A 15713-nucleotide genomic window follows, 5' to 3' on the forward strand; every position below is an offset into this window, starting at 1 on the left:
GGCACGGCGCGGCGCGCCGACCGTGCTGCCTCCTATCCGGACTAGAGGAGATCTCTCGCCTCATCACCGTCGGTTCCGGAATTCCACCGGATCGGCCCCACCGCCGGAGCGGAGGGGTTCGCGGACTGTCACCGCCGGTTCGGATTCCCACCGACCCCGGAGCACGTATTGCTTGGTCGAAGTCTAATCAACACCGCCGACACGGATTCATTCCCGCCGACTCACGGCGAAATCGTGCTACTTGAGCAGGCGCGACAGACGTCGGTCGGCGAGGATCTTGCCGCCGGTTTGACAGGTCGGGCAGTACTCGAGGGAGTTGTCGGCGAAGAAGACGCTCCGTACCTCGTCGCCGCACACCGGGCACGCCTCGCCGCGCCGGCCGTGCACGCGCATGCCCCGCCGCTTGGCATCCTTCAGGTCGGCCGGGGGCTTGCCGCGCGCGGTGTCGATCGCCTCGGTCAGGGTGCTGATCATCGCGGCATAGAGCGTGTCGATCTCGGCATCCGTGAGGTTGGCGGCCAGCGCGTACGGCGACATCCTCGCCGCGTGCAGGATCTCGTCGGAGTAGGCGTTGCCGACGCCCGCGATGATCGACTGGTCGCGCAGGACGCCCTTGATCTGCGTGCGGCGCCCGGCGAGCAGCGCGGCGAACGCGTCGCGATCGAGCGTGACGTCGAGGGGGTCGGGGCCGAGTCGGGCGATGCCCGGCACGTCGGCGGGGGAGCGGACGGCGTAGACGGCGAGCGACTTCTTCGTCCCCGCTTCGGTCAGGTCGAAGCCCGATCCGTCGTCGAACCCGATCCGCAGCGCGATCGGCGTCTTCCCCGGCTTGATGAGGGTCGAGGGGAGCGCGTCGTACCACCGCAGCCAACCCGCCTTGGCGAGATGGAACACCAGATGGATGCCACCGTGGGTGGCGACGTCGACGAACTTGCCGTGACGTTCGACCCCCGTGACGGCCGAGCCGACGAGCGCGTCGATGGGCGGGTCGTAGGTCTTCAACGCGCTGATGGCGGACACACTCGCCTTCGTGAACGTCAGCCCCGTCACACGGCCGCGCAGAAACTCGACGAGTCCTTCGACCTCGGGCATCTCGGGCATGCAGCCATCGTGGCATCCGTCACCGACATGCGACAGGCCCTTGCCGCGCCCCCGCCCACCCCGCCCCACAGAGTGTCCAAGACACGCCGCATGCGCCGGGCGCGACGCGGCGTGTCTTGGACACTCGACCTCGCCGCGGGCTAACCGAGGTCGAGCGGCCAGTCCTGCGGGGTTCGCTCGTCGTGTCGGAGCAGACCGCCGATCCAGAGGTCGGCGCGCCCGAGGCTGTTGACGTGGGCCTGCCGCAGCAGACCCTCGTACCGGAAGCCGAGGCGCCGCGCGATCCGGGCCGAGCCGAGGTTGCCGACCACGGCACGCCACTCGATGCGCTCGACCGCGGGCCGGTCAGCGGCGAACGCCCAGTCGATCACCGCGGTCCCCGCCTCGACCGCGATGTTCTGCCGTCGCGCGTCGGGAGCGATCCAGTAGCCGATCTCGGGTGCCCCGGTGTCGAGCTTCGCCAGCCCGATCATCCCGGCGAGGCGGCCATCGCGACGGATCGCCCACGTCGGCTGCGTGCCGTCCGACCACCATTCGGCCGTCAGCGCGACGAAACGCTCGGCGTCCTCGACGAGGTACGGCGACGGCACGGTGGTGTAGCGCTGCAGGTCCGCATCCTGGCACGCGGCGTGGATCGCCGCGACGTCGGCCGTGGTCGGGGCCGAGAGTTCCAGCCGCGGGGTCTGCAGGTGGTCGGGTTCCATCCGCCCACGCTACTGGCCGGCTCCCCGCGCCGCGTCAGCCGCGGCGGAGCAGGCCGATCCGGTCGTAGACGTCGGCGAGGGTCTTCTCGGCGACGGATGCCGCCCGCTCGGCGTTCGTGGCCAGCACGCGGTCGAGCTCGGCGGGGTCGTCGAGCAGCTCGAGGGCGCGCGCACGCACCGGCTCGAACTCGGCGACGACCACTTCGGCGAGACCCTTCTTGAAGTCGCCGTAGCCGCGGCCGGCGTACTCGTCCTCGATGGAGGAGATCTCGCGGCCGGTCAGGGCCGAGTAGATCACCAGCAGGTTCGAGACGCCCGGCTTCTCCTCGCGGTCGAAGCGCACGGCTCCCTCGGAGTCGGTGACGGCGCGCATGATCTTCTTCGCGCTGACCTTGGGCTCGTCGAGCATCCACAGCACGCCCGCGTCGGACTCGGCCGACTTCGACATCTTCGCCGTCGGGTTCTGCAGGTCGTAGATGCGGGCGGTCTCGCGCTGGATCATCGGCTTCGGCATCGTGAACGTCTCACCGAAGTTCTTGTTGAAGCGCTCGGCGAGATCGCGCGTGAGCTCGATGTGCTGCTTCTGGTCGTCGCCGACCGGTACCACGTCGGTCTGGTACAGCAGGATGTCGGCGGCCATGAGCACCGGGTAGGTGAACAGGCCGACGTTCGTGGCATCCGCCCCGTAACGGGCCGACTTGTCCTTGAACTGCGTCATGCGCCCGGCCTCGCCGAAGCCCGTCAGGGTCGACAACACCCACTGCAGCTCGGCGTGCGCGGGCACGTGCGACTGCACGTACAGCGTCGAGCGCGACGGCTCGATCCCGGCGGCGATGTACTGCGCCGCGGTGCGGCGGGTCTTCTCGCGGCGCTCGGCCGGGTCACCGGGCTGCGTGAGGGCGTGCAGGTCGACGACCGAGAAGAACGCGTCGTACTGGTCCTGCAGCTCGCGCCACTGGAGGAGCGCCCCGATGTAGTTGCCGATCTGGAGGCTGTCGGCGGAGGGCTGCATTCCGGAGTAGAGGCGCTGCTGGGTCACCGTACGATCCTAGGCCGCCGCGACATCGGGAACGTGCCCGGCGACCCGCGCCGCTCAGAGGCCCAGCGTGTAGTCCGCGATGACGGGGGAGTGGTCGCTCCACCGGGTATCGTACGACGGTGCGCGGTCGACGCGGTAGTCGGTGACCCGCTCCGCCAGGGCGGGGGTCACGACGTGGTAGTCGATCCGCCACCCCGAGTCGTTGTCGAACGCCTTCCCGCGCATCGACCACCACGTGTACGGTCCCTCGACCTCGCCGGCGTGGCGACGGCCGACGTCGACCCATCCGAGGCCGCGACCGGTCGAGCCGTCGGCACCCTCGACCTGTTCGCCGGCGGGGCCGAAGAACCGGTCGAAGTAGGCGCGCTCACGGGGCAGGAACCCGGCGTTCTTGCGGTTGCCCCGCCAGTTCTTGATGTCGAGCTCGCGGTGTCCGACGTTCAGGTCGCCCATGACGACGGCGAGCGGCTGCGTGGCCGCGAGTTCGGCGAGACGCGCCTCCATGGCATCCAGGAAGAGCCACTTCGCCTCCTGCTTCGGGGTGTCGACCTCGCCGCTGTGCACGTAGGCGCTCACGACGGTCAGGGTCTCGCCGTCGATGTCGAAGTCGGTCTCGATCCAGCGTCCCGAGGCGTCCAGCGGCTCGGGTCCGAGGTGGGTGCGGGTCTCGACGCCGGGGAGCCGGCTGACGATCGCGACGCCGGCGCGGCCCTTCTGCAGCGCCTCGTCGTTCACGATCTGCCACCCCGGGAGGGCCTCGGCGAGCTGGTCGGCCGTCGCGCGCACCTCCTGAAGCGCGAGGATGTCGGCGCCCGAGGCGTCGAGCCACTCGATCATGCCTTTGCGGACGGCGGCACGGATGCCATTGACGTTGACGGAGACGATGCGTACGGAACGAGCCACCCGTCGAGCGTAGCCCGGGCCTCCGACACGGGACCGGGCGTCGGCCGAGGGCCATCCCGCGGCGACCCGGACGCTCAGTCCAGCAGCAGCGTCTGCCGACGCGGAGCGGGAAGCTCCGCCTCCACCCGTGCCAGGTGCGCCCGGGCGGCGCGCAGCCGGCGCCGTGCGATCCATCGACGGGGCCACCGGGAGAGAGCCGCGGTCTCCTCTGCCGTTCGCACCGCGACCTGGGCGGCGATGACCAGGGCGGTCTGCTCCATCGCGCGACGGTCCTCGGGAGAGCGCAGCGGTACGTCGCGATCCTGCGCGGCGACGGCGATCCACGCCGCGGCGACGAGAATCACGATCCCCACGAGGCGGAACCACAGGAGGAAACCGATCAGCACCGTGAAGGTCGCGAGCAACGGGTTGGAGGGCGTGTAGACGAACAGGAAGCCCGCCCCCACCTGAAGGAGCACGAGCCCCGCCGAACCCACCAGGGCGCCCGGCCAGATCCGCCGCCAGGGCAGCACGGTGCCCGTGAGGAACCGGAACAGCGACCCGAGCGCGAGGGTGTTCACACCGAAGGCGACGACGAGCGACACCCCTCGCGCCCCGAGCGACCACCACTCGGTCTCGCGCGTCCACCCGATCCACCCGAAGACGAGGTCGACGGCACCCGTGGTGATGGAACCCAGAAGCGCACCCACCAGCAGGGAGACGCCGAACAACAGCGACGCGACGAAATCCCGGGCCTTCAGCAGCACGTAGTTCCGCAGGTCGAACGGCAGCCCGAAGGTGTCGCGCACCGCGCGCCGGGTGAAGGTGACGAACCCGATGGTGGTCCAGATGACGACCACGCCGGCGAAGCCGCCGGTGACACCGAGAAGCCTGCCGCTGTCCTGCGCGACGGCCTCGACCTGCTCGGGCTTGATCAGGCCCGTGTCGCTGATGATCCCGGGAATGTAGCTGTTGACGATGCGGATGAGTCCGTCGATCGCCTCCTTGCTTCCGCCCAGCCAGATGCCGACGCTGGCGAAGGCGAGGTAGAGCGCGGAGAACACCGCGAACAAGCCCTGATAGCTCATGCCGGCCGCGAGCAGGAATCCGTTGTGCCGGAGGAAATGACGCCACACCCGCACCGGAAACAGCTGCGCGAGCTTCGCCGCGCGGGCAAGGGGTTCATCGAGACGCTCGCGCACGGCCGCCTGGGCTGCATCGAACCGGTCGCGCAACGAGGTGTCCTCCGACGCCGCACCGGGCAGCGGTCGGGGGTCGTGGCGGCTGTCGGTCACCGTTCGAGCCTAGTGAATGGATGCCGGTCGCTCTCGGCCGTGGCCGGCGAGCGGTTCGGGCCCCGTGACGCCGTGTCCCCGCGCGATACGCCGAACGGCGGGGCGCCGAAGCGCACCCGCCGTTCGCGAGAGGAACTCAGCTGCCCCGGAGGACGGCCTGCTTGACCTCGGCGATGGCCTTGGTGACCTCGATACCGCGGGGGCACGCCTCGGTGCAGTTGAAGGTCGTACGGCAGCGCCACACGCCTTCCTTGTCGTTGAGGATGTCGAGACGCACGTCGCCGGCGTCGTCGCGCGAGTCGAAGATGAAGCGGTGCGCGTTGACGATCGCGGCCGGTCCGAAGTACTGGCCGTCGGTCCAGAACACGGGGCACGACGAGGTGCACGCGGCGCACAGGATGCACTTCGTCGTGTCGTCGAAGACCTCGCGGTCGACGATCGACTGGATGCGCTCCTTGCCGGGGGTCGGCTTGCTGTTCGCGATGAGGAAGGGCTGCACCTCGCGGTAGGAGGCGAAGAACGGCTCCATGTCGACGATGAGGTCCTTCTCAAGCGGCAGGCCCTTGATCGCCTCGACGTAGATCGGCTGCGAGATGTCGAGATCCTTGATCAGCGTCTTGCAGGCCAAGCGGTTGCGGCCGTTGATGCGCATGGCATCCGATCCGCAGATGCCGTGCGCGCACGAGCGGCGGAACGACAGCGAACCGTCCTTCTCCCACTTGATCTTGTGCAGGGCGTCGAGCACGCGATCGGTGGAGTACAGCTCCACGTCGTAGTCGACCCAGCGGGGCTCGTCGTCGACCTCGGGGTCGAACCGGCGGATGTTGAACGTGACCAGGAACGACTGGATCCCCGTGTCCTCGGGGGTCTGCTCGACCTCGTCGGAGGTGTCGACGGTCTCGATGACGGTGGATGCCATCTCAGTACTTCCTCTCGAGGGGCGGGTAGCGCAGTTCGCCGGCATCGTTCTTCGTGAAGACCACGGGCTTCCACCCGAGTTCGATGTGGTCGGCGGGGTGCGACGAGTGCGGGTCGCCGGTCAGGTAGGCCATGGTGTGCTGCATGTAGTTCTCGTCGTCGCGCGTCGGGAAGTCGTCGCGCATGTGACCGCCGCGGCTCTCCTCGCGGTTCTGCGCGGAGTAGACGACGACCTCGGCGAGGTCGAGCAGGAACCCGAGCTCGACGGCCTCGAGCAGGTCGGTGTTGTACCGCTTGCCCTTGTCGTCGACGTGGACGTTCTTGTAGCGCTCGCGCAGGTCGGCGATGATGTCGAGCACCTCGGCGAGGGAGTCGTGGGTGCGGAACACCTGGGCGCCCTTGTCCATCTCGTCCTGCAGCGTCTTGCGCAGGACCGCGATGCGCTCGGTGCCCGAGTTGGCGCGCAGGCCCTCGATCATCTCGCGGACCTCCTTCGCCGGGTCCTCGGGGAGGGGCACGAAGTCCGCGGTCTGGACGTACTCGACGGCGTTGCGGCCGGCGCGCTTGCCGAAGACGTTGATGTCGAGCAGCGAGTTGGTGCCGAGGCGGTTGGATCCGTGCACCGAGACGCAGGCGCACTCGCCGGCGGCGTAGAGACCGGGGACCACCGTGTCGTTGTCCGACAGCACCTCGGCCTTGATGTTGGTCGGGATGCCGCCCATCGCGTAGTGCGCGGTTGGCATGACCGGGACGGGCTCGACGACGGGGTCGACGCCCAGGTAGGTGCGCGCGAACTCGGTGATGTCGGGGAGCTTCGTCTCGAGGACCTCAGCACCGAGGTGGGTGCAGTCCAGGAGCACGTAGTCGCGGTGGGGTCCGGCGCCGCGACCCTCCGCGACCTCCTGCACCATGCAGCGGGCGACGATGTCGCGCGGCGCCAGGTCCTTGATGGTCGGCGCGTAGCGCTCCATGAACCGTTCGCCGCTGGCGTTGCGGAGGATCGCGCCCTCGCCTCGCGCGCCCTCGGTCAGCAGGATGCCGAGACCGGCGAGACCGGTCGGGTGGAACTGGAAGAACTCCATGTCCTCCAGCGGCAGGCCCTTGCGCCAGACGATGCCGACGCCGTCACCGGTGAGGGTGTGGGCGTTGGAGGTGGTCTTGAAGATCTTCCCGAAGCCGCCCGTGGCGAAGACGACGGCCTTCGACTGGAAGACGTGCAGGTCGCCGGTGGCGAGTTCGTAGGCGACGACGCCCGCGACCTGCGTGTTCCCCGCGTCGTCCTTCACGGTGACGAGGTCGAGCACGTAGAACTCGTTGAAGAAGTTGATGCCGAGCTTCACGCAGTTCTGGAACAGCGTCTGCAGGATCATGTGACCCGTGCGGTCGGCCGCGTAGCAGGCACGGCGGACCGGAGTCTTGCCGTGATCGGCGGTGTGCCCGCCGAAGCGACGCTGGTCGATCTTGCCCTCGGGGGTGCGGTTGAACGGCAGACCCATGTTCTCGAGGTCGATGACGGCGTCGATCGCCTCCTTGGCGAGGATCTCCGCGGCATCCTGGTCGACGAGGTAGTCGCCGCCCTTGATCGTGTCGAAGGTGTGCCACTCCCAGGAGTCCTCTTCGACGTTGGCGAGGGCCGCGGCCATGCCTCCCTGCGCTGCTCCGGTGTGGGAGCGGGTGGGGTACAGCTTCGAGATGACGGCGGTCTTCGCGCCGGGGCCGGCCTCGATGGCTGCGCGCATGCCGGCGCCGCCGGCGCCGACGATCACGATGTCGAACTGGTGGTAGTGCACGCCGTCCTTGACGATCGTGTCCGCGCTGTTCTGAGTGCTCACGTGTGCAATGCCTCTGCTGTCTCAGTCGAAAGGGAGGATGCCGCGGCTCACGCCTGGCAGATCTCCCACAGGGAGCTGCTCTCGGTGACGCCGAGGCAGGGGTCGAAGGTGAAGACCACGAGCGTGCCGAGGAGGATCAGGAAGGCCGCCGACAGCCCGATCGCCCAGACCAGGACGCGACGCACGGAGGGCGTCGTGACGTAGTCGTTCACGATCGTGCGCATGCCGTTGGCGCCGTGGATGAGTGCCAGCCACAGCATCAGGACGTCCCACCACTGCCAGAACGGCGAGGCCAGCTTGCCGGCGACGAACGCGAAGTCGATCTGGTGGATGCCCTCGCCCGTCATCAGGTTGACGAAGAGGTGGCCGAAGATGAGGACGACCAGAAGCACGCCGGAGGCGCGCATGTAGATCCATCCCCACTTCTCGAGGTTGGAGCCCTTCTTCCGCACGGCGGGCGTGCGGGGCGCGGGGATCGTGCTTGCTTCCTGGGCGACGGACATCAGTGGCTCCCCGTGACGGCGCTGAAGACGTTGATGAGGTGACGCGGGGTGAATCCGAGCATCGTGACGACCCAGAGGCCCAGCACCCCCCACCACAGCTGACGCTGGTGACGGGTCGCCCACGGCCAGAAGTCGACGGCGATGATGCGCAGGCCGTTGTAGGCGTGGTACGCGATGGCTCCGACGAGGGCGACTTCGCCCAGGCCCATGATCGGGTTCTTGTAGGTGCCGATCACGGCGTCGTAGGCCTCGGGGGAGACGCGGATGAGGGCGGTGTCGAGGATGTGGACGAGAAGGAAGAAGAAGATCGCCACGCCCGTGATCCGGTGCAGGACCCACGACCACATTCCTTCGCGGCCGCGGTAGAGGGTTCCGCGCGGCCTCTTCGAGGTGGTCTCTTTCACCGACGGCGTGGCACGTGCTGGTGCTGACACGGTCGTCCTCCCTGATCGAACACGGTGTGGGGGCCCGCGTGGGCCCCGAGCGTCACACGGGCGCCACTGAATACTACGGCCGGGCTATGAATCGGGGGGATGAGGGTCGCCTAACACTCTCTCGATGTCGAGATAAATCGAGGGGTCCGGGGGTGGCTCCCCGCCGGGCGGCGACTGGCCTCGCGCGGGTGCGCCGGCGCCTTTCCCGTTAGGGTCGGTGCCATGGCCGAACCTGCTATCGACGACTTCTACGCCGTGATCCCCGCCGGGGGGATCGGCAGCCGCCTGTGGCCGCTGTCCCGCGCGGACGCACCCAAGTTCCTCCACGACCTCACCGGGTCCGGTCAGACGCTCCTGCGCGACACCTGGGACCGTCTCGCGCCGCTGTCCGGCGAGGATCGCATCGCGGTCGTCACCGGCCGTGCGCACCGCGCCGCCGTGGAGCGCGAGCTTCCGGGCGTGCCCGACCACAACGTCTTCCTCGAGTCCGAGCCGCGGGACTCCAGCGCCGCCATCGGTCTCGCCGCCGCGATCCTCGTCCGCCGCGAGCCCGACGTCATCATCGGCTCGTTCGCCGCCGACCACGTCATCCGCCAGACGCGCCAGTTCGACTTCGCCGTGCGGCAGGCGGTGGCCGTCGCCCGTGCCGGATACATCTGCACGATCGGCATCCAGCCCAGCGAGCCCTCCGTCGGCTTCGGGTACGTCAAGCAGGCGGACGAGCTCATCGTCGACGGGGCGCCCGAGGCCTACACCGTGGAGCGGTTCGTCGAGAAGCCTGATCTCGACACCGCCAAGGCGTACTTCTCGGATCGGGCGTACCTCTGGAACGCCGGCATGTTCATCACCCGCGCCGACGTGCTCCTCGCCGAGCTCGCCGTCAACGAGCCGGAGCTGCACGCGGGCCTGCTCGAACTGGCCGAGGCGTGGGACGACCGCGACCTGCGCGGTCCCGCCGTCGACCGCATCTGGCCGGGCCTGAAGAAGATCGCGATCGACTACTCCGTCGCCGAACCGGCCGCCGAGAAGGGGCGTCTCGCGGTCATCCCCGGTCACTTCGACTGGGACGACGTGGGCGATTTCGCCAGCCTCTCGAAGTTGAACTCCTCGGGTGGGCGCAACGAGCTCGCGATCCTGGGTGAGGACGCGCGCGTGCTGTCCGACGCCTCCAGCGGGATCGTCGTGTCCCAGACGAAGCGCGTCATCAGCCTCATCGGCGTGCGCGACATCGTCGTGGTCGACACCCCCGACGCGCTCCTGGTGACCACGAGCGAGAACGCCCAGCGCGTCAAGGGCGTCGTGGACGCGCTCAAGCTCACCGGTCGCGGCGACGTCCTCTGATACCGGATGCCGCTGCACGCGGCATCCGGTCTCGTCGGTGCCGTCGCCGTGTGGCGCGCGCATCACGCGAGATTGCGTCTTTGTAACCATTGCCGCGCGGGGCCCGTTCGGGCGCGCAAGCGATTCGTCACAGTGGGTAACGTGACTCCATCGTCCCCCGAACCCGTTGGGGGCCCCCGTCTTGGAGGACCATTCGTGAAGACCACGAAGAAGGCCGTCGTCAGCGGCCTCGCGATGATCGGCGCGGCCGTGCTGCTCGCCGGTTGCGGTGCCGCGCCCGAGAGCACCGGCTCGTCGGCCGCTGCCGGTGCCAGCGACTACCTGCCCTGCATGGTGTCGGACTCGGGTGGGTTCGACGACAAGTCGTTCAACCAGCTGGGCAAGGAAGGCCTGGACCAGGCCGCCGCGGAGCTCGGCTCGAAGAAGCCGATCGAGGTCCAGTCGCAGGCCGAGACCGACTTCGCCTCCAACCTCTCCAGCCTCGTCGACCAGGGCTGCAACACGATCATCACGGTCGGCTTCCTCCTGGCACCGGCCGCGCTCGAGTCGGCCACGGCCAACCCCGACCTGCAGTACGTCTCGATCGACGACACCGTCGACCAGAACTTCGACGGCACGACGGACGCGCCGAACATCAAGCCGATCATCTTCGACACCGCTCAGGCCGCCTACCTCGCGGGCTACCTCGCCGCGGGTGTCTCCAAGACCGGCGTCGTCGGCACCTTCGGTGGCATGAACATCCCGACCGTCACGATCTTCATGGACGGTTTCGCCCAGGGCGTCGAGAAGTACAACACCGACAACGGCACCTCGGTTCGCGTCGTCGGCTGGGACCGCACCGCCAAGGACGGCTCGTTCACCGGTGGCTTCGAGGCCAACGACACCGCGCGTCAGACCGCGCAGGCGATCATCGACCAGAACGTCGACGTGCTTCTGCCCGTCGGTGGCCCGATCTACCAGTCGGCCGCCGTCGCCATCCAGGACTCGGGCCGCGAGATCGCCATGGTCGGCGTCGACGCCGACGTGTTCGAGACCGACCCCTCGGTCGGCAGCCTGCTCCTCACCTCGATCCTCAAGGGCATCGACGTGGGAACCAAGGACGCGATCGTGTCCGCCGGAAAGGGCGAGTTCGACACCACGCCGTTCATCGGCACCCTCGAGAACGACGGTGTCGGAATCGCGCCGTACCACGACTGGTCGGACCGCGTGCCCGCTGACCTGACCAGCAAGGTGGACGCGCTCAAGGCCGACATCATCAGCGGCAAGATCACGGTCGAGTCCTACCTGGCCGGCTGAGAGATCCACTCTCCTGGGGGAGGTCGGCTCCGTGCCGGCCTCCCCTCCCTTATGGAAGCCGCGGGCCTCGGCCCCGGCGATCGGAACCGATCCGCTCACGAGGCGGATCCTCCCCGTCGTACCCCGCGTGCGGCGCCACAGAACTTAGGATCGGGAACATGAAGCTCGAACTCCGCGGGATCACGAAAACCTTCGGATCCCTGGTGGCGAACGATCACATCGACCTCACTGTCGAGGCCGGAGAGATCCACTGCCTGCTCGGCGAGAACGGTGCCGGCAAGTCCACCCTGATGAACGTCCTCTACGGTCTCTACCAGGCCGACGGGGGAGAGATCCTGCTGGACGACGACGTCCAGCACTTCGCCGGACCCGGCGACGCGATGCGGGCCGGCATCGGCATGGTGCACCAGCACTTCATGCTCATCCCGGTCTTCACCGTCGCCGAGAACGTCATGCTCGGCCACGAGCCGACGAAGTTCGGCGGTCGGCTCGACCTCGCCGCGGCGCGTGCGAAGGTTACGGAGATCTCCGACCGCTTCGGCTTCGACGTCGACCCCGACGCCCTCGTCGACGATCTGCCCGTGGGGGTGCAGCAGCGCGTCGAGATCATCAAGGCCCTCTCCCGGGATGCCAAGGTCCTCGTGTTCGACGAGCCCACGGCCGTCCTCACGCCGCAGGAGACCGACGAACTGATGGCGATCATGCGTCAGTTGAAGTCCTCCGGCACCTCGATCGTCTTCATCACCCACAAGCTCCGTGAGGTCCGCGAGGTCGCCGACCGCATCACGGTGATCCGCCTGGGCAAGGTGGTCGGCGAGGCCGACCCGCGCGCGTCGAACGCGGAACTGGCGTCGCTGATGGTCGGTCGCGCCGTCGAGCTGACCGTTCAGAAGGAGGCGCCGACGCTCGGCGAGGTGGGGCTCTCCGTATCCGGTCTCACCGTCGTCGACGCGATCGGCCAGCTCGTCGTCAACGACGTCAGCTTCGACGTCCGCCGGGGCGAGGTCCTCGCGATCGCCGGCGTGCAGGGCAACGGACAGACCGAGCTCACCGAGGCCCTCCTCGGTCTGCAGGATCGCGTCGAGGGCTCGATCGTGCTGGACGGCACGGAGCTCCTCGGCCAGAGCGTCCGCGCGGTGCTCGAGTCGGGCGTCGGGTTCGTCCCCGAGGACCGCAAAGAAGACGGTCTGGTGGGGGAGTTCTCGATCGCGGAGAACCTCATGCTCGACCGGGCCGACGGTGCCCCGTTCGTCAAGGGCGGCGCGCTCCAACTCTCCACGCTCGCCAATTTCGCGCGCGAGAAGGTGAGCGAGTTCGACGTGCGGACGCCCTCGATCGAGACACCCGTCGGGCGCCTCTCCGGCGGCAACCAGCAGAAGGTCGTCCTCGCACGCGAGCTCAGCCGCGACCTCCGCCTCTTCGTCGCCGCCCAGCCCACCCGTGGCGTGGACGTCGGCTCGATCGAATTCATCCACAAGCGCGTCATCGAGACCCGCGACAGCGGCGTGCCCGTGATCGTCGTCTCCACCGAGCTCGACGAGGTCACCGCCCTCGCCGACCGCATCATGGTCATGTACCGGGGCCGCGTCGTCGGCATCGTCCCGGGCGACACCTCGCGCGATGTGCTCGGCCTGATGATGGCCGGCGAAGCGCCCCAGAACGAAGGAGTCGCCGCGTGAGCGATTCGCACAGCCCGCACGACCCGACCGCCGCGCGCGCCGATCGCGCCGCCGAGGTCGCCGCCGCAACTGACGCCGACGTCGCCCTCGAGGGGAGCGTCGCGGTCGACACGGCGGCGGGAGCCCGCGTCGTGACTCCGCCGCCCGCGCCCGAGGAGAACCGCTGGAGCCGCGCCCTGCGCGAGATCGCCACGGGGAACGCCATCATCTCGGTGCTCGCGGTCATCCTCGCCCTGCTCGTGGGCGCGATCATGATCGCCGCCACGGATGAGAACGTCCAGGCGACATCGGCGTACTTCTTCGCGCGGCCGGGCGACACGCTCGCCGCCATCTGGGAGTCGGTCTCGGGGGCGTACGCCTCCTTCTTCCAGGGGGCGATCTACAACTTCCGCCGCCCCGAGTTCGCCACGGGGATCAAGCCGCTCACCGAGACGTTGACGTTCGCGACACCCCTGATCGCGGCGGGCCTCGGCGTGGCCCTCGCGTTCCGCGTCGGCATGTTCAACATCGGCGGTCGCGGTCAGATGCTCGTCGCCGCGGCGGCCGCGGGCTGGGTCGCCTTCTCGTTCGACCTGCCGTGGGGCGTCCACATGGTCATCGCCCTGGTCGCCGGCGTCGTCGCCGGTGCGATCTGGGCCGGCATCGCGGGAGTCCTCAAGGCTCGCACCGGTGCGCACGAGGTCATCGTGACGATCATGCTCAACTACGTGGCGTACTACCTCGTGTACTACATGCTGCGCACCCCGGGGCTCCTTCAGGCGCCGGGCTCGAGCAACCCGACGACCCCGCCGATGAAGGACACCGCGGTCTTCCCCGACCTCTTCGGCTCGGGCTACAACCTGCATTTCGGTTTCGTCCTGTCCATCCTCGCGGTGGTGCTGGTGTGGTGGATCCTCGAACGGTCCTCGCTCGGCTTCCGCTTCCGCGCGGTCGGTCTCAACCCGAACGCGGCGCGCGTCGCGGGCATCAACGTCAAGTCGATGTACGTCTACGCGATGCTCATCTCCGGTGGTCTCATCGGTCTCGCCGGAGTGGACCAGGTCCTCGGAACCGTGACGACCGGATTCTCCAGCGGCATCGACGCCGGCATCGGGTTCGATGCGATCACCGTCGCGCTGCTCGGCCGCTCCACCCCCGTGGGCGTCCTGGTGGCCGGCATCCTGTTCGGCGCGTTCAAGGCCGGCGGCTTCGCCATGCAGGCCGCCAACGGCGTGCCGATCGACATCGTCTTGGTCGTGCAGTCGCTCATCGTGCTGTTCATCGCCGCCCCGCCCCTGGTGCGCGCGATCTTCCGCCTGCCGACCCCCGGAGCGCGCCAGCCCAAGGTGCGCGCCGCCAAGAAGAAGGAGGCGGCCCGGTGAGCACCACCGCCGCACACCCCGAGGCCGCGCCCGCCGTCGAGGCCCTCGACAAGGCCGTCGTCGTGAGCTGGAAGGCCCCGATCGTCTACGGCGTCATCACGGTGCTCGCCGCCGTGCTCTTCGTCGTGGCGCGCCAGGACGGCGACGCCGTCTTCCGCATCTCGAGCCCGGGTGAATTCATCCAGTTGCCCGAGGTCGTGCTGGGCGGCGCCGTGACCGGCGCGGTCTGCACGATCCTGCTGGCGCTCGTCACGGTCGCGAGCGTGCTGATGGTGCGCGCGCACCGCCGGCCTCCGATCTGGCTGGCTGTGATCTTCGCCGTCGTTTTCATGGTCGGATTCCTCACCTGGGCCGCCGCCGGCGCGACGACCTCGGTCATCCCGCTCACGGGTCTCCTCGCGGGCGGACTGAGCCTCTCGGTGCCGCTGATCTTCGGTGCCATGTGCGGTGTCCTCAGCGAGCGCGTCGGCGTAGTCAACATCGCGATCGAGGGACAGCTGCTGGCCGGCGCGTTCACCTCGGCGATCGTCGCGACGGTGACGGGCAACCCCTTCATCGGTCTGCTCGCCGCCGCGGTGGCCGGTGTCCTGGTGTCCTTCGTCCTCGCCGCCTTCGCGATCAAGTACTTCGTCGACCAGGTGATCGTCGGCGTCGTCCTCAACGTGCTCGTCGTGGGTCTGACGAGCTTCCTGTTCTCGCAGCTCCTCTCGCCGCACGCCGACACGCTGAACTCGCCCCCGCGGTTCCCGCGTCTGCCGATCCCGGTGCTGGCCGACATCCCGATCATCGGGCCCATGCTGTTCAACCAGACCGTGATCGTCTACCTCATGTACGTCACGGTGATCGCCGTCTACCTGGGCCTGTTCCACACCCGCTGGGGCCTCCGGCTGCGCGCCGTCGGCGAGCACCCGCAGGCGGCCGACACCGTGGGCATCAACATCGCCCGCACCCGGTTCTGGAACGTCTCCCTGGGCGGTGCGATCGCGGGTCTGGGCGGTGCGTTCTTCACCCTGGGTTCGGTCGGTGCCTTCAACAAGGAGATGACGGCGGGCGCGGGATACATCGCCCTCGCGGCGGTCATCTTCGGTCAGTGGGACCCGATCCGCGCGACCCTCGCCGCCCTGCTGTTCGGCTTCGCCTCGAACCTACAGAACACCCTCGGCGTCATCGGCTCGCCCGTGCCGAGCGAGTTCATGCTCATGCTGCCGTACGTCGTGACGATCTTCGCCGTCGCCGGTCTTGTCGGGAAGGTCCGCGGCCCCGCGGCCGCCGGCAAACCGTACGTCAAGGGCTGACCCGGCCCGCTTCCCCCTTCACGAGAGGACCCT

At 68.8% G+C, this 15713-nt stretch carries 14 protein-coding genes and 1 riboswitch; of the genes, 5 read left to right on the plus strand and 9 right to left on the minus strand.

From position 1 onward, the window contains the following. Window positions 1–19: 19 nt before the first annotated feature. Window positions 20–168, minus strand: a riboswitch (FMN riboswitch). A gap of 69 nt (window positions 169–237) precedes the next feature. The 9 genes from QM517_RS12740 to sdhC all read right to left on the minus strand — a co-directional run bounded on the left by QM517_RS12740 (window position 238) and on the right by sdhC (window position 8708). Further along, entirely contained in the window at window positions 238–1101 is an 864-nt protein-coding gene (locus QM517_RS12740; protein WP_283287863.1) for an Fpg/Nei family DNA glycosylase, read from the minus strand. Between the two features lie 140 nt (window positions 1102–1241). Continuing rightward, the gene (locus QM517_RS12745; protein ID WP_283287865.1) at window positions 1242–1805 is read right to left on the minus strand and encodes a GNAT family N-acetyltransferase; all 564 of its coding nucleotides are present in this window, start codon (window positions 1803–1805) and stop codon (window positions 1242–1244) included. Window positions 1806–1839: 34 nt separating this feature from the next. Continuing rightward, window positions 1840–2844: a tryptophan--tRNA ligase gene (gene trpS, locus QM517_RS12750; protein ID WP_278100980.1), complete on the minus strand. Its 1005-nt coding sequence runs from the start codon at window positions 2842–2844 to the stop codon at window positions 1840–1842. Between the two features lie 54 nt (window positions 2845–2898). Further along, window positions 2899–3747, minus strand: coding sequence for an exodeoxyribonuclease III (locus QM517_RS12755; protein WP_283287868.1), 849 nt, complete (start codon window positions 3745–3747; stop codon window positions 2899–2901). A gap of 74 nt (window positions 3748–3821) precedes the next feature. Then, a complete protein-coding gene (locus QM517_RS12760; protein WP_083735009.1) occupies window positions 3822–5021 on the minus strand; it encodes a YihY/virulence factor BrkB family protein in 1200 nt (399 codons plus the stop codon). A gap of 136 nt (window positions 5022–5157) precedes the next feature. Continuing rightward, a complete protein-coding gene (locus QM517_RS12765; RefSeq protein ID WP_283287871.1) occupies window positions 5158–5940 on the minus strand; it encodes a succinate dehydrogenase iron-sulfur subunit in 783 nt (260 codons plus the stop codon). Window position 5941: 1 nt separating this feature from the next. Beyond that, window positions 5942–7771: a succinate dehydrogenase flavoprotein subunit gene (sdhA, locus tag QM517_RS12770; protein ID WP_077050478.1), complete on the minus strand. Its 1830-nt coding sequence runs from the start codon at window positions 7769–7771 to the stop codon at window positions 5942–5944. A gap of 47 nt (window positions 7772–7818) precedes the next feature. Continuing rightward, entirely contained in the window at window positions 7819–8274 is a 456-nt protein-coding gene (locus QM517_RS12775) for a succinate dehydrogenase hydrophobic membrane anchor subunit (RefSeq protein WP_077050477.1), read from the minus strand. Continuing rightward, on the minus strand, window positions 8274–8708 hold the full coding sequence (gene sdhC / locus QM517_RS12780) for a succinate dehydrogenase, cytochrome b556 subunit (protein ID WP_077050476.1): 435 nt from the start codon (window positions 8706–8708) through the stop codon (window positions 8274–8276). Before sdhC ends, QM517_RS12775 begins: the two co-directional genes overlap by 1 nt. Window positions 8709–8930: 222 nt before the next feature. On the opposite strand from sdhC, the gene QM517_RS12785 reads away from it, so the two are divergent. The 5 genes from QM517_RS12785 (at window position 8931) to QM517_RS12805 (ending at window position 15680) form a co-directional block, all read left to right on the plus strand. Next, window positions 8931–10049, plus strand: a complete 1119-nt coding sequence (locus QM517_RS12785; RefSeq protein WP_077050475.1) for a mannose-1-phosphate guanylyltransferase — start codon at window positions 8931–8933, stop codon at window positions 10047–10049. Between the two features lie 195 nt (window positions 10050–10244). After that, a complete protein-coding gene (locus QM517_RS12790) occupies window positions 10245–11345 on the plus strand; it encodes a BMP family lipoprotein (RefSeq protein ID WP_238592339.1) in 1101 nt (366 codons plus the stop codon). Window positions 11346–11503: 158 nt separating this feature from the next. Continuing rightward, on the plus strand, window positions 11504–13024 hold the full coding sequence (locus QM517_RS12795) for an ABC transporter ATP-binding protein (protein WP_283287874.1): 1521 nt from the start codon (window positions 11504–11506) through the stop codon (window positions 13022–13024). Next, window positions 13021–14385, plus strand: coding sequence for an ABC transporter permease (locus QM517_RS12800; protein WP_283287876.1), 1365 nt, complete (start codon window positions 13021–13023; stop codon window positions 14383–14385). The genes QM517_RS12795 and QM517_RS12800 overlap by 4 nt, the downstream gene beginning before the upstream one ends. Next, on the plus strand, window positions 14382–15680 hold the full coding sequence (locus tag QM517_RS12805; RefSeq protein ID WP_077050473.1) for an ABC transporter permease: 1299 nt from the start codon (window positions 14382–14384) through the stop codon (window positions 15678–15680). Before QM517_RS12800 ends, QM517_RS12805 begins: the two co-directional genes overlap by 4 nt. The last annotated feature ends 33 nt before the right edge of the window (window positions 15681–15713 follow it).

This window comes from Microbacterium sp. IEGM 1404 (genome assembly GCF_030056775.1).
In the GTDB taxonomy this organism is placed as follows: Bacteria; Actinomycetota; Actinomycetes; order Actinomycetales; family Microbacteriaceae; genus Microbacterium.

Coding starts and splice junctions, on each gene's coding strand:
- QM517_RS12740 (WP_283287863.1), bottom strand. CDS start 1,101: ATGCCCGAGATGCCCGAGGTCGAAGGACTCGTCGAGTTTCTGCGCGGC.
- QM517_RS12745 (WP_283287865.1), bottom strand. CDS start 1,805: ATGGAACCCGACCACCTGCAGACCCCGCGGCTGGAACTCTCGGCCCCG.
- QM517_RS12765 (WP_283287871.1), bottom strand. CDS start 5,940: ATGGCATCCACCGTCATCGAGACCGTCGACACCTCCGACGAGGTCGAG.
- QM517_RS12775 (WP_077050477.1), bottom strand. CDS start 8,274: ATGTCCGTCGCCCAGGAAGCAAGCACGATCCCCGCGCCCCGCACGCCC.
- QM517_RS12785 (WP_077050475.1), top strand. CDS start 8,931: ATGGCCGAACCTGCTATCGACGACTTCTACGCCGTGATCCCCGCCGGG.
- QM517_RS12795 (WP_283287874.1), top strand. CDS start 11,504: ATGAAGCTCGAACTCCGCGGGATCACGAAAACCTTCGGATCCCTGGTG.